The following is a 19,010-nucleotide window of genomic DNA, read 5'->3' as shown; positions in this document are numbered from 1 at the left end:
TTCCCGGATCGTGTCTTTCTCGTCTCCACCGCCGGTGGTGAAGAGCGCTGTTACTTCGGTGTCGGAGGTTCGAATCCTCCCGGACGTCAGTCCGTAGCTCAGTTGGTAGAGCACGTTCAGCCCGCAAGGGCAGTCCAGCCTCGCTTGTTCCCCGGCACCCGTTTCATTCCCCATCAACCCGAGAGGAGGTCGTCATGGTCAGGCTCAACAAGATCGTTCGCGCCTTCACGCGTGAGGGCGCCCGTGCCATTCGCTTCACGCCCGAGATGGAGCTGAAGCGGGCGCTGATGAACTGCCTCCTGTGGGAGGACCAGTTCTACGAGGACGGCGTCGCGATCGCCGACCGCATCAAGGCGCTGGTGCCGAAGGTCGCGCCTGCCCGCGTCGCGCAGCTTGCGATCGAGGCGCGCGAGGTGATGAAGCTGCGGCATGCGCCGTTGCTCATCGTCCGCGAGATGGCACGCAACGAAAAGCACCGCGCCCTCGTTGCCGACACGCTTGCCCAGGTGATCCAGCGTCCCGACGAGATGACGGAGCTGCTCGCGATCTACTGGGCGGATGCGCTCGGCCCTCAGCAGCAGCGCAAGCGTCAGCCGATCTCGGCGCAGGTCAAGAAGGGCCTTGCCCGCGCACTGACCAAGTTCGACGCCTATCAGCTCGCCAAGTGGGACCGCGACGGCGCGGTGCGGATCAGGGACGTGCTGTTCCTGGTGCACGCCAAGCCGAAGGACGCCGAGCAGGAGAAGGTGTGGAAGCAGCTCGTCGATGGGGAGCTCGCTTCCCCCGACACCTGGGAGGTCTCGCTCTCGGCCGGCAAGAGCAAGCGCGAGACCTTCGAGCGGCTGATCGCCGAGAAGAAGCTCGGCGGCCTGGCGCTCTTGCGCAATCTGCGGCTGATGCAGAACGCGCAGGTGCCGCGCGAGACCATCGCAGGCGCGATCGAGGCGATGCGGACGGATCGTATCCTTCCCTATCGCTTCATCACGGCGGCGCGTTATGCGCCGGACTTCGAGCCCGAGCTCGAAGCTGCGATGCTCAAGTCGGTCAAGGACCATGTCCGGCTCCAGGGCCGGACCCGGCTCCTGATCGACGTATCGGGCTCGATGTTCGCGACGCTCTCCGCGCAGTCGGAAATGACGCGCGCGGAGGCGGCGTGTGGCCTCGCCATCCTCGCCCGCGAAATCTGCGACGAGGTTGAGATCTTCACCTTCAGCAATGAGGTCGTGAAGGTCCCGCCCCGCCGCGGCTTCGCACTGCGGGACGCGATCATCAACTCGCAAGCGCACGGCGGGACCTATCTCGGCAAGGCCGTCACGGAGATCGACCGCAAGGGCGATCGCCTGATCGTCTTCACCGACGAGCAGAGCCACGACCAGGTGCCCGAGCCCAAAGCACTGGGCACCATGGTCAACGTGGCCTCGTATCAGCACGGTGTGGGCCACGGTGCCTGGACCCGCGATAACGGCTTCTCCGAGGCCGTGGTCGCGTGGATCGCAGCATCCGAGACGGCGTTGAACTGATAGGCGACGACAACGGCCCCGGACGCGGGACACCGCGCCCGGGGCCAGCGAATTCTCCAAGATATGAAGCAGGAATGAAGCCATGCGACGACCCGATCCCTACATGGAACGCGCGCGCGAGCTCTGTCTCGCCGCCGGCATCGATCCCGACTCGCGCGTCGGCGAAGGACGCGGCCAGCCCGCCTGGTGCCTGTACAAGGATGCCGCGCGCAAGGAGCATCTGGCCCGCGAGGCCAATGCGACCGCGAGCTCGATCGCCGAGTTCCGGATGCAGGACACCCGCTTCCAGAATGCGCCGCTGAAGGTCTTCGGTCCGCACGAGGAGGCGACCATCGCGCAGATGCGCAACTGCATGGCGGTCGGCAATGTCGTGTCGGGCGTGATCTGCGCCGACGGCCATCTCGGCTATGCCCAGCCGGTCGGCGGGGTCATCGCCTATGAGAAGCAGATCAGCATCTCCGGCGTCGGCTTCGACATCGGTTGCGGCAACATGGCGGCCCGGCTCGACACGCGCTTCGACGACATCGCGGAGATCGCTCCCACGATCATCCGCGACGTCGCCAAGGTGATCTCGTTCGGCGTTGGCCGTGCCAACGCAGAACGGGCCGAGCACGACCTGTTCGACGACGGCGACGCCTGGCGCGAGAGCGACATGGAGTCCTACCGCCAGAAAGCCGTGAGCCAGCTCGGCACGGTCGGATCTGGCAACCACTATGTCGACCTCATGCGCGACGAGGAAGGCTTCGTTTGGATCGGCGTCCACTTCGGAAGCCGTGGTCTCGGGCATACCTCCGCGACGCGCTACCTCAAGGCCGCCGGCGGCAAGGACGGCATGAACGTTCCGCCCGCCGTGGTCGACGAGGATTCAGAGCTCGGCCGCCGCTACATCGCGGCGATGCAGCTCGCCGGGCGCTACGCCTATGCGGGCCGCGAGTGGGTGGTCGAGCGCGTCCGCCAGATCATCGGCGGCATCGTGACCGAAAGCGTGCACAACCATCACAATTATGCCTGGCGTGAGACCCACGACGGGCGTGATCTTTGGGTGGTGCGCAAGGGCGCGACGCCGGCGTTTCCCGGCCAGAAGGGATTCGTCGGCGGCTCCATGGGCGACGACGCCGTCATCCTCGAAGGCGTCGACAGCCCGGAAGCCAAGGCGTCGCTGTACTCGACCGTGCACGGCGCCGGCCGCCTGTTCGGACGTAGGGAGGCGAAGCGGCGCTTCTCGCGCGCGGAGATGGACCAGTGGCTCAACGAGCGCGGCGTCACCTTGATCGGTGCCGACCTCGACGAGAGCCCGATGGCCTATCGCCGCCTGCCCGACGTGCTCGCGCAGCACGCCGGCACTGTGCGCGTGCTGCACACGCTGCGGCCGTTCGCCGTCGCCATGGCCGGCGAAGGCGAGTTCGATCCGTGGAAGGACTGACGCAAAAAAAGGCGGGAGGCGATTGCCTCCCGCTGATGTCGCGGCACGGATCGGCGAGCCAAGTCTCCCCTTCGCGTCAAGCTCGAACGGCCTGATAGGCCAGGCGCTTGAACTCGAAGAAGAACGGATTCCAAAAACCCATGTAGCGTTGCGCCATCAGCACGCCGGCGGTATTGGCCTCGGGGCAGATCCACCAATGGGTACCGGCAAGGCCGCCCCATTGGAATTCACCGGTGGAGTTCGGGGGATCGAACGGCGTCGGCGCGAAGGTCACGGCGCCGCCGAGACCAAAGCCCTTGCCGGGGATCGGACCGAGATTGGCGAAGCGGATGGTCTGGCCTTCCGGCAACTGGTTCGTCATCATCAGCCGCAGCGTCTCCGGCTTCAGCAGCGCATCGGAACCGGGTAGCAGCGCGCGCACCAGCGCGAGCATATCGGGCAAGGTCGAGACCAGGCCTCCGCCACCCGACAGCCGCGGCAGCGGCCGCCAATAGGCCTCCGGATAAGGCAGATGGTCGGCCCGGGTCAGGCCGGGCTTCATGGGATCGAGCACGTCGGCGCCGTTATAGAGTGCGACGAGCCTGCCCCGCTGCGGTTCAGGGACGTAAAAGCCGGTATCGGTCATGCCGAGCGGATCGAAGATCCGCGCTTTGAAGAAAGCGTCGAGCGGCTGGCCGGAGACGACTTCGACGACACGGCCGAGCACGTCGGTCGCCACCGAATATTCCCAGGCCTCGCCGGGGTGGTAGGACAGTGGCAGATCGGCAAGCTTGTCGATCATGTCGGAGAGCGGCGTCAGCGGATTGAGCACGCGCGCCTCGTTGTAGCCTTTGAACAGCACCGTGCCGGGATCGAAGATGCCATAGCTGAGACCGGAGGTATGGGTCAGCAGCTGCCGGATCGTGATCGAGCTTTTGGCAGGCTCGACATCGGCAAGGCTCGTCGCGCCCTGCTTCAGCACCTTGCGATGGCCGAGTTGCGGCAGGAACTTCTCGACGGCATCGTGGAGCCCAATGCGGCCTTCCTCGACGAGCAGCATGATCGCGCAGGTGACGAAGAGCTTTGTGTTCGAGAATGCGCGGAAGATATGGTCGGGCCGCAGCGCTGTGCTTGCTTCGCGATCGGCAAAGCCGACGCATTGCTGGTCGACCACCTCGCGCCCACGCAGCACCGCCCAGGATGCGCCCGGTATGATCTCCTGATCGACGTAGCGCTGCATCGCCGTCCGTGCGGCGGAAAAATCGGGTGTCCTGGCGTCCATGCGTTTCCCCAATGATGGCTCGGATGGATATAGCGCGAATTCGTCGAGGAGGAAGCCCGCGGCCAAGCCTATTCCTGCTTCATCAGCACGGTGATGTGCAGGCGACGGCGGATCGTCATGCCCTGCCGCTGGTAGAGCGCGATGGCGGACGTGTTGTGGGAGAATACGTGCAGGAATGGAAACTCGCCGCGCGCCTCGATCTGGCGCGCGACCGCCGCGAGCAGCGCCTGCGCATAGCCGCGGCCGCGATAGTCGGGATGGACGCACACCGCCGTCATCTCGGTGAACTTGCCCGGCTTCATCCGCTCGCCGGTCATCGCAACCAGCTCACCGCCGATGCGGATGCCGAGAAACGTACCGAGCTGGTGCGTCCTCGCCGCGAACGGACCCGGCTTGGTCAGCTCCGTCAATGCCATCATGGCCGGCACGTCGGCGGCGCCCAACGTGACGATCTCGGCATCGCGGAGCGGGCTATCGGCCGGCGAGCCGATCATCTGCTCGCCGGTCTCGGCGAGCACGACCTTGAAGCCGGCGGGCACGTCGACCGGCTCCGGCGTGAACAGCACGGCGACCTGCGAGCGCGACATGAGATCGCCGAGCGCGGCAAAGCTGGCCGCGGACATGTCGATCATGTCGGCAAACGGCGTCATGTCGACGGGATAGCGCAGCGCCCGCGGGCCGCCTTCAGCCAGATGCTTGTGGCTGGTCGTCAGCGCGCTCCAGATCGGACGATCCAGCAGCGCCTCATCGCGGTCGGACACCGGCCTAGTCCTTGTCGAAGCTGACGATAACGGCGGCGTTGGCGATGAGGATGGGATCGTTCGCCACTTCCGTGGCCGAAGGAATCTCCAGCCCGCCCTTGACCGCGGTGACGGTCACCGTGCCGTAGGGCAGCTCCTTCGCAACGGCTTCCTTGTCCACCGCTTCGGGGTTGGGCACCCCGATCCTGACATCGACGAACATGTCGTTCGCGGTCTTGCCGATCATCCGGAAGAAGCCGAGGCTCGAATGCCTGATGGCATCCGACACCGCACGCTTCGCCGCCTTGGTGGCATCCCTGCCGTGGACGTCGACGCCCATGCCCATCTCGGTGACACAACGAACGCGAGTCATTTTCTGCTTCCTGTGATTGGTTGAGTTGCGAGTGTCGGCGATCAGAGTGCGAGAGACAAGTGTCGTGCACCACTCCGTGTCCCGGACGCGCTGCAGCGCGGCAGCGTTGCGGCGCAGAGCCGGGACCCAGCAGGCGATACGGTTCGCTGATGCATGGGCCCCGGCTCTGCAGCGCATCGCCGAAGAGGCGCTGCGCAGCGTCCGGGGCACGAGACCGAAGATGTCACGCCTTTGCTTTCTCATGCGCGCGCAATTCGTCCACCAGCACCCGCACGTTCTCCGAATAGTCGATTGGAATCGAGACCAGGTGCACGCCGCCTTCCCTGAAGGCGGCGTCGAGCGTCGGGCCGAAACTGTCGATGCTCGCGATGCGATGCCCTTTGGCGCCATAGGCCTTCGCGTACTGGACGAAGTCGGGATTGCCAAAGGTCATGCCGTAATCGGCGAATTGATCGACCGCCTGTTTCCAGCGGATCATTCCGTAGGCGTTGTCTTCCAGCACCAGCACGACGAGATTGAGCTTGAGGCGGACGGCGGTCTCCATCTCCTGGCTGTTCATCATGAAGCCGCCGTCGCCGGCGACCGCGAGCACGCGGCGGTCCGGATAGAGCATCGCGGCCATCATGGCGGAGGGCAGGCCCGCGCCCATGGTCGCCAGCGCATTGTCGAGCAGCAGCGTGTTGGCGACGCGGGTGCGGTAGTTGCGCGCGAACCAGATCTTGTACATGCCGTTGTCGAGCGCGACGATACCGTTCTCTGGGATGACCTGACGGATGTCGTGCACGATCCGCTGCGGCGTCGGTGGCCAGCGCGCCTCGGTGGCGCGATCGGCGATGTGCGCGAGGATCTCCTCGCGCAACGGCAACAGGGCCGCGGCCTGCGGCAGCTTGCCTTCGAGCCGGTCAGCGAGCAGCTCCAGGCTAGGGCCGACGTCACCGACGACCTCGGCGTCGGGGAAATAGACCAGCTCGACGCTCGCTGGCGTGTAGCTCACGTGAATCACCTTCGGGCCCGACGGCCCCATGATGAAAGGCGGCTTCTCAATCGGATCGTGGCCGATCGCGACGATGAGGTCGGCGGCATCGATCGCGTCATGAACGTAGTCGCGTTCCGACAGCGCGGCAGTCCCCATGTAGAGATTGGTGCCGCCGGGCACGGTGCCCTTCCCCATCTGCGTGGTGAAGAAGGGAATGCCGGTCCGCCGCACGAAGCTTGCGATGCCATGCGTCGACCGCGGCCGGCTGGTCGCAGCGCCCATCATCACCAGCGGACGTTTCGCGGCCAGGATCATCGCGGCGGCACGGTCGAGCGCGGCACGATGGGCGACCGGGATTTCGATCGGATGAACCGGGATCACGGGGATCGGCGACACTTCGTCTCCGGCGATGTCCTCGGGCAGCTCGAGGTGCACGGGCCCCGGTCGCTCCTCCATCGCCACGCGAAAGGCGTCGCGCACCACGGTCGGGATGCTGGAGGCGCTGACGATCTGCCGCGACAATTTCGTCAGCGGCTTCATGGTCGCGACCACGTCGACGATCTGGAAGCGCGCCTGCCGGCTGCTCATGATCGGCTTCTGGCCGGTAACGAGGATCATCGGCATCGCACCGAGATGCGCATAGGCTGCACCGGTCGACAGATTGAGCGCGCCGGGTCCAAGCGTCGACAGACACACACCAGGCTTGCCGGTCAGCCGCCCATACGTGGCAGCCATGAAGGCGGCGGCCTGCTCGTGGCGGGTCAGGACCAGCTCGATCCTCGAGGTGCGCAGCGATTCGACCAGATCGAGATTCTCCTCGCCGGGCACACCGAAGATGCGGTCGACTCCTTCGTTCTCCAGCGCCGCGACAAACAGGTCCGATCCCTTCACCTTGTGATCCTGCCCGCTCATGTCGCCTCCGCTTGCTGTGCTGCTGATCGAGTTCCGGGGAGCGGGCATGGTAGCCGCTCACAGCGAGGGCACAACTCACAAAGAGGCGCTCGATTGCGGCCCGGTCAGTCACTCGGTTGACAGGCGACGATATCTGACTAAAGTCAGATATCATGCTCGACCCCGTTTCCCGCGTCCGTCGCTTCAATCGCGCCGTCACTTCCGCCGTCGGCGCGCTCGATACATCATTCCTGGGGCGCGGCCGGCCGCTCGGCGCGGCGCGCGTGCTCAACGCGATCGGGCACGGGCGCTCGGACGTAGCCGAGATCCGCGACTATCTCGACCTCGATTCCGGGCTGATGAGCCGCCTGCTCCGCAGCCTCGAAGAGGAAGGCATGATCGAGACCGCCGCGCGCGAGGACGATGCGCGCCGGCGCGTGGCAAAGCTCACGCGAGCGGGCCGGCGCGAGTTCGCAGCCTATGAGGCGCTGTCGAACGCACAGGCCGACGGTATCCTTGCGCAACATTCGCAAGCCGAGGCGCTGCTGGCAGCGATGGACCTGATTGCCTCCGCGCTGACGCGCGAGCGCGTCACGCTGAACGAAATGGACCCGCAAAGCGATGAGGCCCGTTATTGCCTCGGGGAGTACTATGCCGAGCTCGGCCGCCGCTTCAAACAGGGCTTCGACGTCTCGTTGTCGCGCGACCCTGATGCCAAGGACATGCGCCGTCCGCGCGGCACGTTCCTCGTCGCGATGTCGGACACGCTGCCGATCGGTTGCGTCGGGCTGAAGGGCACCGATCACGGCTATGCCGAGATCAAGCGGCTGTGGGTCGCATCCGCCGCGCGCGGATTGCGACTCGGCCGGCGCCTGATGGACGCAACCGAGCAGGCTGCGCGCGGCCTCGGCATCACGCTGCTGCGGCTCGACACCAACAGCGCCCTGCCCGAGGCGGCCCAGCTCTACCGCAACACCGGCTGGCGCGAGATTCCGCGCTTCAACGACGACCCGTATCCCGATCTGTTTTTCGAGAAGCGGCTGTGACGCCGCGAGACGGATCCGCCTCCTGCTGCGTTGTGTCTGCAGCATGGGAGCCTCACAATGAACAGCGCCGATCTCGCCGACCTCTACCGCAGCTACATCGCCTGTTTGAACCGGCAGGACTGGCCTGCGCTCGGCCGGTTCGTGCATGACGATGTCGTCCACAACGGCCGGCCGCTCGGGTTACCAGGCTATCGCGCGATGCTGGAGCAGGATTTCCGAGACATCCCGGATCTGCGCTTCGACATCGCGCTGCTGGTCTCAGAGCCGCCGAGAATTGCGACGCGCCTGCAGTTCGATTGCGCGCCAGTCGGAACGTTCCTGGGACTTCCCGTCAACGGCAAACGCGTGTCCTTCTGCGAGAACGTGTTCTACGAATTCGGCGACGACAAGATCCGGCAGGTCTGGTCGGTGATCGACAAGGCCGCCATCGAGGCGCAGCTCTGACGCTGCGCCTCGATCGCAAATTCACGCCGGCGCCGGTGCCGCCTCGCCTTGCGGCTTGGCGAATGGGCGGAAGGTCATCGCCATCAGGAAGGCACCAAGGCCCATCGCCCAGGATGCGATGTAGAGCCAGGCATAGCTGGAGAACGCGTCGTAGATCAGGCCGCCGGCGAGCGGGCCGGTGGCCATGCCGAGGCTGCCGGCCATGGCCGTGCCGCCGATCACCGTGCCCATCATCTTGAGCGGAAAGTTCTCGCGGATGAGCACGGCGTAGAGCGGCATGGTACCGGCATAGATGAAGCCGAAGGCGGCCCCGACCACGTAGAATGTCGCGAGCTGATGCGCGAAGACATAGGCGAGCGCGCCGAACGCCTGGAGCAGCAGGCCCGAGACCAGCACGCGCTTGGCGCCGAAGCGATCGCCGAGCAGCCCGAAGGCGATGCGGCCGCCAAGGCCGGCAAAACCCTCGATGCTGTAGATCGTCACCGCCGCGACCAGCGGAATGCCGCAGCTCACGGCGTAGCTGACGGTGTGGATGATCGGGCCGGAATGGGTGGCGCAGCAGAAGAAATTGGTCGCGAGCAGGATGATGAATTGCGGCGAGCGCAGCGCCTCGCCCATCGTCAGTTCACCCTGCGCCGCCTCCGCCCCCGATGGCGCGGCCGCAGCCTGCGCCAGCGCGGGCGGACGGCGCACCAGGAACGCCACCGGGATCATGATGACGCCAACCACCAGCGCAACGATCTGCATCGAGGTGCGCCAGTCGTGGCCGGAGACGAGCCAGGCCGCGAACGGCGCCATCGTCATCGGCGCCATGCCCATGCCGGCCGAGACCAGCGACACCGCGAGGCTGCGTTGGGTCTCGAACCAGCCGGTCACCGCCGCCATCATCGGCGCGAAGATCGCGGCGCATGCCGCGCCGGTCAGAAGGCCGAACACGATCTGGAACACGATCAGCGAGGTCGCCTGGCTCGCGGCGAACAGGCTGAGCGTCAGCACGATCGATCCCGTTAGCACCACCGGAAGCGGCCCGAACCGGTCGGACAGCGTGCCCCAGGCCATGCTGGTGAAGGCCATGGCCAGAAAGCCGATCGTCATCGCGCTGGAGATGCCGGTCACCGACCAGCCGGTGTCCTTCGCGATCGGCTGCAGGAACACCGGCAGCGAAAACATGCCGCCGATGGCGACGCAGCCGAGCAGGCCGCCGGCGGCGACGATCACCCAGCGATAGGGGGATTGGGTCATTTGGGTCTCCCGTCAGATCTGTCTCGCGTGGAAGACGAACGGGAACTGCGCCGGCCGACACTGCGACCTCAGTTTCGTAGCACGTTACCGCGAGCCGCCAACCCAAGTGCGAAAACAACCCCATGCACAGTAGCCGCCCCTTGCGGGATCAATGACTTAGCGAGCAGCCTTTGGCACCCGGCGACTCACGCTTTCGATGCCGGACAGGTCACAGACAGTTTGACACGTCGGGCAAAACACCTCCACGATGGCATCATCCATAGAACGTCACGCCGTATCCGGCGTGACGTCCGTTGCGTGACTTCACGCGGCCGCGTCACGCCGCCAGTCGGTAACCGTCAGCCAGACCGCGGAGACCAGGAAGTAGAGCGCGCCGACCGCGGCATAGCCCGCAACGTTCGCGATCGACGGCACCGCAGGCATCGAGGCCTGGAAGATGAAGAAGCCGCCGGCAAGAGCCGACTGGCCACCGCTGAGCACCATGGCCCACTGCGCGCCAAAACTCTTCCAGCGTCGCACGGCCGTGCCGAGCTGAAGCAATCCGGACAGGATCGCCCAGGCCCCGAAGATTCCAAGCACCCAGTTCATGCTGACCTGCAAGGCCAAGGCGACTGCGACGGTAGTCGCGAGGCTGACCAGCAGGTTGAAGCCCTGCGTGCGGTTCTGGTTCAAGCCGCCGCTGCGAAGCGCGTCGAGGTAGTTGGCCGCGGCGTCCCAGGCGGGATAAGCGACGAGCAACGCCGCTGCCACCGCTGCGGACGATGGCGCGATCGCGAAGGCCGCAACGACCCAGGCGACGGAAAACGCGCCGCGCAGGAAATAATACTGCTTCAGCCATTGCGTATCTTCGGCTGTCTCCAAAGCGAGTTCATGACGTTTCATTGCAGTCTCCTTACCTACTAGTTGGTAGTTTCACGAAGCGAGATTGTTGCGGCCGCCCACGACGGAGGATCGCGTCAGTGCCTGGTGGAAAGCCGCTCCAACAGCGGCCGGGTGATGGTGCCGAACATTTTTGGATCGCCATAGGCGCGCGCCGACAGCATCGCGCCGTGAACGGTCGCCATGAACGCTTCGGCCTCGACCCGGGCCGCGCTCGAGAGATGCAGCCGCCCCTGCCGCTTGCCGCGCTCCAGCACCGACGCCAGCCACGACCCAAGGAAACGGAAATGCGCGCGGACTTCGAGCGCCACCTCCTCCGGTAGGATCGGAAGCTCACTGGCAAGCAGCGCGCACACGCAGAAGGGAGCCGTCGCGTCCTTGATGCACGCCTCCCAATACGCGATGTAGCTTTTGAGTTGCTCGGCGGGGTCGATGACGTTGCGTTCGAGCGCCGCCAGTCCCGCTTGCGCCTCTTCGCGATAGCGGGACACCAAGGTGCGGACCAGATCGACCTTGCTGGCGAAATGGTGGTGGATGCTCGGCTTGCGGATGCCGACGACATCGGCGATGTCGGCGTAGCTGAAGCCGTTGTAGCCGCCCGCGATGATCAGCGTGCGCGCGCAGGCGAGAATGTCGTCGGCCGTGGAGGAAGAGTTGCTCATACGGCATGATCTACCTTCTAGTCGGTAGTCTATCAAGAGAGGATGCTTCAACCATCCGTGAGTGGTAGGAGCGAGGGCATGACCATCCGCCCCATCCTGCGTTATCCCGATCGTCGGCTCGCGAGCCCTGCCCGTCCCGTCACCGCGTTCGACGACGCCTTGCGCGCGCTCGCGCAGGATCTGCTCGACACCATGCGGGCCGCGCCCGGCATCGGCATCACCGCGCTGCATATCGGCGTGCCCTTGCGGGTCGTGGTGCTGGAGCTCGAGGCCAAGGACGGCGCGCAGATCTACGTCAATCCGCAGATCGAGTGGGCCTCGCCCGAGATGATCATGCATCGCGAGGGCAGCGTCTCGATGCCTGGGGTCAACGACGAGGTGCAGCGCCATGCGCGGGTGCGGATCAGCTATCAGGATCTCGACGGCAACATGCAGAGCGAGGAGTCGGAAGGCTTGCGCGCGGTGTGCCATCAGCACGAGATCGACCAGCTCGACGGCCAATTCTGGATCCAGCGGCTGTCGCGACTGAAGCGCGAGCGGCTGGTGAAGAAGTTCGAGAAGATGTCGAGACCCTGACGCGATCAGTGAAATTCGCTATGCGCCAGCGCCGGAGGCCAGGCGGATGGACTGTGCCAGCGGCCCACGCTTTGCGCGGCCGCTGGCTCCTTACACGGTCAGATCATCTTGCGTCAGCGCGGCACAGGCGTGTTGAGCAACTGCTGCTCCCACAGATACGCGATACCGCTCCCGCCGGCATGTTCCGTGATCACCTTCGTGAGCGCGACAGCTTGATCGATCCGAGCCCAGTCGCGCTGCCACTCGGCAGCGACCGCCAGCCAGGTCATCATGTTCACACCGCCCGCGATCATGCGCTGGATTGCCACCTGATGGGCCTCCACAGAAACGGCGCCAGACGCGTCGGTGACCACCGTGACATCCCAGCCTTCGCCGCGAGCCTGAATCGCCGGCATCGCGACGCAGATCTCGGTCCACAGGCCCGCAATGATGAGCTGCTTGCGGCCCGTGGCCTTCACTGCGTCCACCACCTTTCGATCCTCCCAGGTGTTGATGAAGGTCCGGTCGATCACCTCCTGGCCAGGGAAAACCTCCGTGATCTGAGGGAAAAGAAGGCCACCCCGTTCAGCGATCACCGTGGTCAGGATCGTCGGGACGCCGAAGGCTTTGGCGGCCTTGGCGAGACCTGCCGTATTGTTGATCACCATCTGCGGTTCATGGCTGTTCACGTTCGCAAGCTGGTAAGGCTGGTGGTCAATCAAGACGAGCACCGAATCTTCGGGGCGAAGAAGCGAAGCAAGGCCGTTACGAAAAGTCATCGTTGCATCCTTTACTGCCGTCGTGAGCGGCATTGGTTCGGAGGCGCACGTCAGCAGCGACGTCGCCCGACACCGACATTGGCGTTCCTGGATGCGATACGATAGTGTGCCGCAGCGGAACGCTGTGTCGCCGAATGGGGAACGCTGTTGGATATCGAAGAGATACGGACATTCGTCGAAGTTGCCGACGCCGGAGGAATTTCGTCCGCTGCGGCCCGGCTGGGGGTCGCGAAATCGATCGTCAGTCGTCGGCTTCTCCGGCTCGAAGCGGAACTAGGCGTCCAACTTCTTGCAAGAACGACCCGCGGAGCTGCGCTCACGGAGGCCGGCGTCACGTTCCGAGACTATGCAGCCAGGGTCCGCGCCGAGATCGACGCAGCGAGGGAAGCGATCCTGCCCGCCGGAGACCTGCGCGGCCGCTTGCGGGTTGCAGTGCCGCTTTCATTCGGCCCGACGCACTTTGCTCCCATCCTTGCAGAAATGGCGCGCCGCCATCCCCACCTTCAGATCCAAACCTGCTACAGCGATCGCTTCGTCGATCTCGTCGCCGACGGCTATGATTGCGCGATACGGATCGGCTATCTTCAGGACTCCAATCTGATTGCAAGACGCATCGGCCCAATCCATGGGAAGCTTCTCGCGAGCCCTGACTACATCAAGACCAACGGATCGCCGGAGTCGCCGGAGGAGCTCGTCGCCCATGAGGCGCTGATGCAAGGCACCGAAGCGTGGCAACTCATGGATGGCGACAAGATCATCACGGTTCGTCCGCAGGGACGCTTCAAGGCCGACAACGGCACAGCGCTCCTCGCCGCCGCAACGGCAGGACTCGGGATCGCCTACCTTCCCGATCGCCTCACCCATGAACATGTCGCGTCCGGCGCGCTTGTCCCGGTGATGACGCGGTATCCCCCGCCCCCGGCGGGTGCCTATGTGATCCGTCCGCCGGGCCAGCATCCGGCGCGGAAGATACGGGTCCTCACCGAACTGCTGATCGAGTATTGCGAGCCGGGTCCGCATCCTGCCTGACCTGGCTTCTTCACCCCCAGCTTCGCAACGTCCTCAAGCCCTTTTTCCGCTCCGCTTGGTGATCGGCGCGTTGCGGCGTTCGCGTTTGCCGCGGGCGATCTCGGTTGCCAATGCGTCCAGCTTCGGCTCCCAGAAATTCCTGAACTGGCCGATCCACGCATCGACAGCGCGCAGCCCTGCAACGTCGACCGAATAAAGGCGCCGTTGCGCCTCGGCGCGAACGGTCGCAAAGCCGCTTTCTCGCAGCACCTTGAGGTGCTGCGAGACCCCCGCCTGCGTGATGCCGAACTCGGCCCCGATCACGTCGACGACCTCGCCGGAGGCCATTTCGTTTTGGCCGAGCAGCTCGAGGATGCGACGGCGCACGGGATCGGCGAGGACCTCGAAGACGTGCATCAGCTTCCTGTGCCGGGATGGGTGATGTCGGGTGGCATCTCGCCGCGATAGAACGCGATGGTGCGGTCCGAGCGCTCCTTGGCCGAAGCCGGATCCACGCCGCTTGCGACATGCGCCGCGCGCCAATATTCGCCGCTGGTCGTCATGAAGTCCTTGCCTTCAGGCGAGCCCATCCATGCCTCGGCCGTCTCATGGTCCACCGATGCCCCTGTCGCAAGATAGCGCTCGAGTCCCGCGAGCGCGAGGTCCCAGCCGATTCCCACCGCACCGGGGCCGAACTGATTCCAATGATCCTCGATGATCGCGATGTGCTCAAGCGTCAAACGCGCCTGGCTTCGTTCCGCGGCCAGGCTGACGTCGATCCAGCTGACCGCGCCGCCGAATTCCCACGTCGCTGCAAAATGGGTCGGCGGCGTGCAGGCGGTGATGGTGCCGCCGGCATTGCCCTTGAGCTGATACTTTCCGCCGATCTGAAGGTCACCCTCCACTGGCAGGAACCAGCGCGGGATACGCTCCCTGCTGGTCACGGCGTCCCAGAGATCGTCGACGCTGGTGTCGTAAAGCCGCGTCAGCGTCACGGCACTCGCCGCTTTCCCGTCTTTGTCGAAATTCTTCACCGAACGCGTGACGAGCCCGAGGACCCTGGCGATGTCGATCTCCATTTGCGCTTCTCCCTGTCGCTTTCGTGCGAGCCACGGAATATCGATCAACACTAATATAAGTCAATACTTATATTGCCGGACGTTGCTGCGTCAAACCGCCTCGCGTGCGCTCGCGAACCAAATACCCGGCCAGGCGTCTATCGGTGCCCTCCCCGCCAAACTTGCCTGCACAAGACGGAAGGAACTCATGAAAGTTCGCAAATTCGCCATCACCGATGCTTCGCTCGAACGTTCCCCGGGACAGGACGGCGATATCTTCGCCGGCAATGTGATCGACCAGCGCCACGGCGGACCGATCACCATCGGCTTCGGCCGCTACGCGCCCAACCAGAATCTCGACGAGAAGCTCACGGTCGACGATGTCATGCTCGTGCTCGAAGGAAAACTCTCGGTCACCAGCAACGGCAGCACCGTGACCGCGGGGCCGGGCGAGATCGTCCATATGCCGAAGGGCGAGACGGTCACCATCCGCTCGCACGAGCAAGGCGCCGTCACCGCGTACGTCACCTATCCGCATTGGCAGGAGGCGCGCGAGTGAGGCGCGCCTGCCGCGGCCTATCCTTCGAGACGCCCGCCTGCGGCGGGCCCTCAGGATGAGGTTTTGCTTGCGGCCAGATCGTAGACCCTCATGGTGAGGAGCCCGCCTGCGGCGGGCGTCTCGAACCATGAAGGCCGAGGTCGCTATTTCAGCGGCAGGAAAAGCTCCGCGACCGTTTCGTGCTCCGGTACCTCCGGGAAGAAGCTCAGCCGCTGACAATAGATCGGGAAGTCGCGCACTTCCTCGCCGCTGGCGGGAAGCCAGTCGCGATAGAGGTAGAGCGCGGCGGGCTCGAGATTGTCGGTGTAGCCGACGACGCGCAGCACGGCGCAGCGTCCGCCGGGAATCTCGCCGGCCTTCATCCCTTCGCCATCAGCCGCGATCGGCAGTTCGGTGCCGACGCAAAGGTCCACGCTGTAGTCGGCAAGGTTCGCGGGACGCCGCTCGGAACGCCAGACATTGAAGGTTGGATTTGTGCTGGGATGGAGCCCGGCAGCCTTTCGCCACGCGATGAAGCGCTGGATGGTAGCGGGCAACGTTGCCGGGTCGCCCCGGTGCTCCATGATCGCCACCTTCGCGGTGGGCACCTCGCGGATGGTCACGTCGTCGGTGGTAAAGATTCTCTGCATGAGCTTGCTCCTAGCGATATCGAGAGGCCCGAAGGCCGCAAGCCACGGTTTCCAATCCGGCGATTTCCGGAATGAGGACGGCGATTGCCCGAACCGTTGCCGAAAGGCGCGGGCGAAGGCGTCCGGCGCGTCGTAGCCGGCCTCCATCGCGATGTCGGTGACATCGAGCGCGTCCATGTGGGCAAGCCGATGCGTGGCCCGCTTCATGCGGGCCAGCTGGACATAACGATGCACCGACAGTCCGAAGGTCGCGGTAAACTGCCGGTGGAAATGAAATTTCGAGAAGGCGGCGACACTGCTCAAGCGTTCCAGGTCGAGATCATCGTCGAGATGCCGGTCGATATGGTCCAGCACCCGCCGCATCCGGTCCTGATAGTTTTGCAGTGCCGCCTTCATGGTCCCTCCTCCGTGGCAGCTCCATCTAGGCGCTGGCGGCAGCGGCACGCTCGACCGATCTTGCGATTTTGCCGGGACATCGCGGCATTCGCCGGCCCGTAGGGCGGATTAGCGAAGCGTAATCCGCCATGTGTCAGCGGCGCTGAGCGAGAGATGGCGGATTACGCCAGCGGACTGCGCTTCCGCAACCGCGGGCTAATCCGCCCTACGCACCTATCCCGCCATCAGAGCCTTCGCCAGCGCCATATACGCCGGCAGCGTGACGGGGTCGTTGGCGGCGTTGCCGGCCATGGGATGCGAGGCGTAGCGGGCGATCACCATCTCGGCCTTGGGATCGATGTAGATGCCCTGGCCGTGGACGCCGCGCGCCATGTAGGCGCCGTGGGCGTTGTGCGTGACCCACCACTGGTTCCGATACGACGCACCCGGCAACGTGGTGTAGCCGGCCGGCTTGAATTTTTCGGGGTCGCCGCCGCGCGCGATGTCCTCGACCACCTGCGACGGCACGATCTGGCGGCCGTTGAAGCGGCCGTGATTGCGCATGGTTTCGCCGAAGCGGGCGAGATCGCGCAGTGTGGTGGAAAGACCGCCGCCGCCGCTCTCGGTGCCGATGCGGTCGACATGATAATGCGCATCCTCCTCCGCCCCCATCTTCTGCCAGATGCGTTCGGAGAGCAGATCGGACAGCGTCATGCCGCTGGCGCGCCTGACGATCCAGGCCAGCACGTCGGTATTGACGGTCTTGTAGGCGAAGGCCTTGCCGTGCTCGCCCTGCTTCTTCTGCGCGATCAGGAAATCGAAAATGGTGGTCGCGCCTTCGTAGCCCGGCGGGATCGGCGCCATGCCGTTGGCGCGCCGCAGGCCCCACACGTCCGAATTCTTGTCGATATAGATCTCGGTGTAGAGCAGCCCCGTGGTCATATCCATGACCTCGTGTACGCGCGCATCGCCAAACGCGCTCGCCTTCAGCTCCGGCACATAGTCCGTCACGGGGACTTGCGGATCGACCTTGCCCTCGGCGACCAGAATCCCCGCGAGCACGCCGGTGAACGACTTCGTCACCGACATCGCGATATGCGGCTTGTGCGGCTTCAGCGCGCCGAAATAGCGCTCATAGATCAGCCTGCCCCGATGCAGCACCGCGATGCCGTCGGTGTAGGTCTCCTCCAGCATCGTGTCGAACGTCATCGGCCGGCCGTCCATCGTGGTCGAGGCGACCGCGCCGATGTCGTGATCCGCGCGCGGCAAAGGCGAGGCCGGCCCTGCCCCGCGCCAGACATTCACCGTCGGCACCAGCTGGCGGATGTTGCTCCAGGCCCAGCGCAGCTCGGGGAAATTGCGGAAGGAGCCGTCCTGGAAGGTGATGAGGCGATCGGGGGACGGCGGGAAGCCGCGCATCCAGCCGAGGGCTTCGGGGTCGGATTCGGTTGCGGCTGAACTAGAACTCTGGCTGGTCGCTGGAGCGATGGACATATAGGGCTAACTCCGGAAGCATGACGCAGAAAGAGTATCGATTATGACGTAACTCGCGCAAGACGTGAGCCTGCAAATCGCGGACTCTGCCAGTCTCCCTTGTTCTCAATGCTCAACCAGCGATCAGGCCCGGCGTCGAGCCAGCTCACAATGGCTGGGTCGAAATGCATGACAAAGCTGTCTTCCTGCTCCATTTGGCCTGTCTTTAGGTCAAAAAAGTCGATTTGGCAGGCTGGAAAAAATTTGTCCAGCAACCCATCGAGTTTCTGCAGGAGACTCTGCCGGCTCGCATCGCCAGTAGAAAATTCGGAGTGCACAGAGAAACTGCCGTACAGGCAGTCGTCAACCTGACCCGCCACGTAGATCGTTCGTCCCAGCACACCGCGCAGGCGCTCAGCATCGTCGTTGCCATACTTCCTGATCGGATACTGGATTCCGCTAGTGCGTAAATGAATCACGCAGTCTCCGGTTTCGCGATCCCAGAGTGGTTCGTGCGCCAGCCTTGCTATCGTATTCTCAGTTAGCTCACCAAGCACGATGAGAGAGAAATCCGATGTCAGCGTTTCGACGGTCGGACAAACGCGATAACCCACGGTCTTGAACTGATCGAAAATCGGCTGCATCAAAGTCGCGCCAGGAAAAGCCGCTAATGCAGCCGTAAGAAATCGCTTCTGCGTATCAAGACCACTTGAAAACCACGCATCATAAAAGGTTGTCCGACCGCTTAGGTCCTTGCACCCTTCAGGCAGCGTCTCTCCAGGAGCCGGCAGCGGCGGACGTATTCCGTTGATCGTAATGCCGAAGTAGTTGCACACTTGCTCGACTGACATGCCTCCATGAAATGGAGGTCCGATCGTTACATCCAGCAGGCAAGTCTCACCCTCCACATCGGTTCCGTTTTCCAACGTTACCGAAAAGTGTCCGCCTCGATAGCGAATGTAGACCTCTTGGCCGTCTCGGGTCTGGCCCCAAAACTGCGCAGGCGCGTATCCGCCGCCTTCAAGTTGCACAAGATCAAGTTCGAGCGGCACCGGCTTGGGCGGAGTGAAGTAGCGCGAGAGTGAATACTTAGATCGGAAATGATTCATTCCTGTCG

At 64.4% G+C, this 19,010-nt stretch carries 20 protein-coding genes; 7 read left to right on the top strand and 13 right to left on the bottom strand.

The annotated features are described in order from the left end of the window. The first annotated feature begins 194 nt into the window (after window positions 1-194). A complete protein-coding gene (locus tag LPJ38_RS22115; RefSeq protein ID WP_145641022.1) occupies window positions 195-1,520 on the top strand; it encodes a vWA domain-containing protein in 1,326 nt (441 codons plus the stop codon). A gap of 82 nt (window positions 1,521-1,602) precedes the next feature. Next, a complete protein-coding gene (locus LPJ38_RS22110) occupies window positions 1,603-2,943 on the top strand; it encodes an RtcB family protein (RefSeq protein ID WP_145641024.1) in 1,341 nt (446 codons plus the stop codon). Window positions 2,944-3,019: 76 nt separating this feature from the next. Here the strand turns inward: LPJ38_RS22110 and LPJ38_RS22105 are convergent, their stop codons facing one another. The 4 genes from LPJ38_RS22105 to LPJ38_RS22090 all read right to left on the bottom strand — a co-directional run bounded on the left by LPJ38_RS22105 (window position 3,020) and on the right by LPJ38_RS22090 (window position 7,205). Beyond that, window positions 3,020-4,204, bottom strand: a complete 1,185-nt coding sequence (locus LPJ38_RS22105) for a serine hydrolase domain-containing protein (RefSeq protein WP_145641027.1) — start codon at window positions 4,202-4,204, stop codon at window positions 3,020-3,022. A 68-nt stretch (window positions 4,205-4,272) separates the two neighbouring features. Next, a complete protein-coding gene (locus LPJ38_RS22100) occupies window positions 4,273-4,965 on the bottom strand; it encodes a GNAT family N-acetyltransferase (RefSeq protein WP_167520720.1) in 693 nt (230 codons plus the stop codon). A 4-nt stretch (window positions 4,966-4,969) separates the two neighbouring features. Beyond that, window positions 4,970-5,317: a Lin0512 family protein gene (locus tag LPJ38_RS22095; RefSeq protein WP_145641033.1), complete on the bottom strand. Its 348-nt coding sequence runs from the start codon at window positions 5,315-5,317 to the stop codon at window positions 4,970-4,972. A 223-nt stretch (window positions 5,318-5,540) separates the two neighbouring features. After that, complete coding sequence (locus tag LPJ38_RS22090) at window positions 5,541-7,205, bottom strand: acetolactate synthase large subunit (protein WP_145641036.1); 1,665 nt, start codon at window positions 7,203-7,205, stop codon at window positions 5,541-5,543. Between the two features lie 152 nt (window positions 7,206-7,357). Between LPJ38_RS22090 and LPJ38_RS22085 the strand changes: the two genes are divergently transcribed. Then, window positions 7,358-8,230 (top strand): bifunctional helix-turn-helix transcriptional regulator/GNAT family N-acetyltransferase, encoded by an 873-nt coding sequence (locus tag LPJ38_RS22085; RefSeq protein ID WP_145641038.1) that lies wholly within the window; start codon window positions 7,358-7,360, stop codon window positions 8,228-8,230. A gap of 57 nt (window positions 8,231-8,287) precedes the next feature. Beyond that, the gene (locus tag LPJ38_RS22080) at window positions 8,288-8,674 is read left to right on the top strand and encodes an ester cyclase (RefSeq protein WP_145641041.1); all 387 of its coding nucleotides are present in this window, start codon (window positions 8,288-8,290) and stop codon (window positions 8,672-8,674) included. A gap of 21 nt (window positions 8,675-8,695) precedes the next feature. Here LPJ38_RS22080 and LPJ38_RS22075 read toward each other — a convergent pair whose 3' ends face one another. From LPJ38_RS22075 to LPJ38_RS22065, 3 genes are all read right to left on the bottom strand, one after another. Then, window positions 8,696-9,916: an MFS transporter gene (locus LPJ38_RS22075; protein WP_145641043.1), complete on the bottom strand. Its 1,221-nt coding sequence runs from the start codon at window positions 9,914-9,916 to the stop codon at window positions 8,696-8,698. A gap of 303 nt (window positions 9,917-10,219) precedes the next feature. Continuing rightward, the gene (locus LPJ38_RS22070) at window positions 10,220-10,798 is read right to left on the bottom strand and encodes a DUF308 domain-containing protein (protein WP_145641046.1); all 579 of its coding nucleotides are present in this window, start codon (window positions 10,796-10,798) and stop codon (window positions 10,220-10,222) included. A gap of 74 nt (window positions 10,799-10,872) precedes the next feature. Continuing rightward, window positions 10,873-11,457, bottom strand: coding sequence for a TetR/AcrR family transcriptional regulator (locus LPJ38_RS22065; protein ID WP_145641048.1), 585 nt, complete (start codon window positions 11,455-11,457; stop codon window positions 10,873-10,875). A gap of 78 nt (window positions 11,458-11,535) precedes the next feature. On the opposite strand from LPJ38_RS22065, the gene LPJ38_RS22060 reads away from it, so the two are divergent. Beyond that, window positions 11,536-12,033, top strand: coding sequence for a peptide deformylase (locus LPJ38_RS22060; RefSeq protein ID WP_145641051.1), 498 nt, complete (start codon window positions 11,536-11,538; stop codon window positions 12,031-12,033). 113 nt (window positions 12,034-12,146) lie between these two features. Here the strand turns inward: LPJ38_RS22060 and LPJ38_RS22055 are convergent, their stop codons facing one another. Next, on the bottom strand, window positions 12,147-12,791 hold the full coding sequence (locus LPJ38_RS22055; protein ID WP_008552074.1) for a hydrolase: 645 nt from the start codon (window positions 12,789-12,791) through the stop codon (window positions 12,147-12,149). A 147-nt stretch (window positions 12,792-12,938) separates the two neighbouring features. Between LPJ38_RS22055 and LPJ38_RS22050 the strand changes: the two genes are divergently transcribed. Beyond that, window positions 12,939-13,820, top strand: coding sequence for a LysR family transcriptional regulator (locus tag LPJ38_RS22050; protein WP_145641054.1), 882 nt, complete (start codon window positions 12,939-12,941; stop codon window positions 13,818-13,820). Window positions 13,821-13,853: 33 nt separating this feature from the next. On the opposite strand, the gene LPJ38_RS22045 is transcribed toward LPJ38_RS22050, so the two are convergent. Beyond that, window positions 13,854-14,216, bottom strand: a complete 363-nt coding sequence (locus LPJ38_RS22045) for an ArsR/SmtB family transcription factor (protein WP_145641056.1) — start codon at window positions 14,214-14,216, stop codon at window positions 13,854-13,856. Continuing rightward, window positions 14,216-14,878 carry an SRPBCC family protein gene (locus LPJ38_RS22040; protein ID WP_145641059.1) on the bottom strand — a complete coding sequence of 221 codons (663 nt, stop codon included), beginning with the start codon at window positions 14,876-14,878 and terminating at the stop codon, window positions 14,216-14,218. The genes LPJ38_RS22045 and LPJ38_RS22040 overlap by 1 nt, the downstream gene beginning before the upstream one ends. A gap of 187 nt (window positions 14,879-15,065) precedes the next feature. Between LPJ38_RS22040 and LPJ38_RS22035 the strand changes: the two genes are divergently transcribed. Then, a complete protein-coding gene (locus LPJ38_RS22035; protein WP_008552081.1) occupies window positions 15,066-15,416 on the top strand; it encodes a cupin domain-containing protein in 351 nt (116 codons plus the stop codon). Between the two features lie 143 nt (window positions 15,417-15,559). Here LPJ38_RS22035 and LPJ38_RS22030 read toward each other — a convergent pair whose 3' ends face one another. The 3 genes from LPJ38_RS22030 to LPJ38_RS22020 all read right to left on the bottom strand — a co-directional run bounded on the left by LPJ38_RS22030 (window position 15,560) and on the right by LPJ38_RS22020 (window position 19,002). Continuing rightward, window positions 15,560-16,441: an AraC family transcriptional regulator gene (locus LPJ38_RS22030; RefSeq protein WP_145641061.1), complete on the bottom strand. Its 882-nt coding sequence runs from the start codon at window positions 16,439-16,441 to the stop codon at window positions 15,560-15,562. A 213-nt stretch (window positions 16,442-16,654) separates the two neighbouring features. After that, on the bottom strand, window positions 16,655-17,914 hold the full coding sequence (locus LPJ38_RS22025; protein WP_145641063.1) for a serine hydrolase domain-containing protein: 1,260 nt from the start codon (window positions 17,912-17,914) through the stop codon (window positions 16,655-16,657). Between the two features lie 41 nt (window positions 17,915-17,955). Further along, the gene (locus LPJ38_RS22020) at window positions 17,956-19,002 is read right to left on the bottom strand and encodes a hypothetical protein (protein ID WP_145641066.1); all 1,047 of its coding nucleotides are present in this window, start codon (window positions 19,000-19,002) and stop codon (window positions 17,956-17,958) included. Window positions 19,003-19,010: the final 8 nt, after the last annotated feature.

Source organism: Bradyrhizobium daqingense, assembly GCF_021044685.1.
Taxonomy (GTDB): Bacteria; Pseudomonadota; Alphaproteobacteria; order Rhizobiales; family Xanthobacteraceae; genus Bradyrhizobium; species Bradyrhizobium daqingense.
The sequence above is the reverse complement of the archived record's forward strand: the minus strand, read 5'-3'. Positions and strand labels throughout refer to the sequence as shown.

What these genes read in the sequence shown, in the direction of transcription:
- LPJ38_RS22105 (WP_145641027.1), bottom strand. Translation starts at nt 4,204, where the DNA reads ATGGACGCCAGGACACCCGATTTTTCCGCCGCACGGACGGCGATGCAG.
- LPJ38_RS22110 (WP_145641024.1), top strand. Translation starts at nt 1,603, where the DNA reads ATGCGACGACCCGATCCCTACATGGAACGCGCGCGCGAGCTCTGTCTC.
- LPJ38_RS22055 (WP_008552074.1), bottom strand. Translation starts at nt 12,791, where the DNA reads ATGACTTTTCGTAACGGCCTTGCTTCGCTTCTTCGCCCCGAAGATTCG.
- LPJ38_RS22030 (WP_145641061.1), bottom strand. Translation starts at nt 16,441, where the DNA reads ATGAAGGCGGCACTGCAAAACTATCAGGACCGGATGCGGCGGGTGCTG.
- LPJ38_RS22090 (WP_145641036.1), bottom strand. Translation starts at nt 7,205, where the DNA reads ATGAGCGGGCAGGATCACAAGGTGAAGGGATCGGACCTGTTTGTCGCG.
- LPJ38_RS22065 (WP_145641048.1), bottom strand. Translation starts at nt 11,457, where the DNA reads ATGAGCAACTCTTCCTCCACGGCCGACGACATTCTCGCCTGCGCGCGC.
- LPJ38_RS22035 (WP_008552081.1), top strand. Translation starts at nt 15,066, where the DNA reads ATGAAAGTTCGCAAATTCGCCATCACCGATGCTTCGCTCGAACGTTCC.
- LPJ38_RS22020 (WP_145641066.1), bottom strand. Translation starts at nt 19,002, where the DNA reads ATGAATCATTTCCGATCTAAGTATTCACTCTCGCGCTACTTCACTCCG.
- LPJ38_RS22040 (WP_145641059.1), bottom strand. Translation starts at nt 14,878, where the DNA reads ATGGAGATCGACATCGCCAGGGTCCTCGGGCTCGTCACGCGTTCGGTG.
- LPJ38_RS22060 (WP_145641051.1), top strand. Translation starts at nt 11,536, where the DNA reads ATGACCATCCGCCCCATCCTGCGTTATCCCGATCGTCGGCTCGCGAGC.
- LPJ38_RS22045 (WP_145641056.1), bottom strand. Translation starts at nt 14,216, where the DNA reads ATGCACGTCTTCGAGGTCCTCGCCGATCCCGTGCGCCGTCGCATCCTC.
- LPJ38_RS22095 (WP_145641033.1), bottom strand. Translation starts at nt 5,317, where the DNA reads ATGACTCGCGTTCGTTGTGTCACCGAGATGGGCATGGGCGTCGACGTC.
- LPJ38_RS22115 (WP_145641022.1), top strand. Translation starts at nt 195, where the DNA reads ATGGTCAGGCTCAACAAGATCGTTCGCGCCTTCACGCGTGAGGGCGCC.
- LPJ38_RS22080 (WP_145641041.1), top strand. Translation starts at nt 8,288, where the DNA reads ATGAACAGCGCCGATCTCGCCGACCTCTACCGCAGCTACATCGCCTGT.
- LPJ38_RS22070 (WP_145641046.1), bottom strand. Translation starts at nt 10,798, where the DNA reads ATGAAACGTCATGAACTCGCTTTGGAGACAGCCGAAGATACGCAATGG.
- LPJ38_RS22025 (WP_145641063.1), bottom strand. Translation starts at nt 17,914, where the DNA reads ATGTCCATCGCTCCAGCGACCAGCCAGAGTTCTAGTTCAGCCGCAACC.
- LPJ38_RS22085 (WP_145641038.1), top strand. Translation starts at nt 7,358, where the DNA reads ATGCTCGACCCCGTTTCCCGCGTCCGTCGCTTCAATCGCGCCGTCACT.
- LPJ38_RS22075 (WP_145641043.1), bottom strand. Translation starts at nt 9,916, where the DNA reads ATGACCCAATCCCCCTATCGCTGGGTGATCGTCGCCGCCGGCGGCCTG.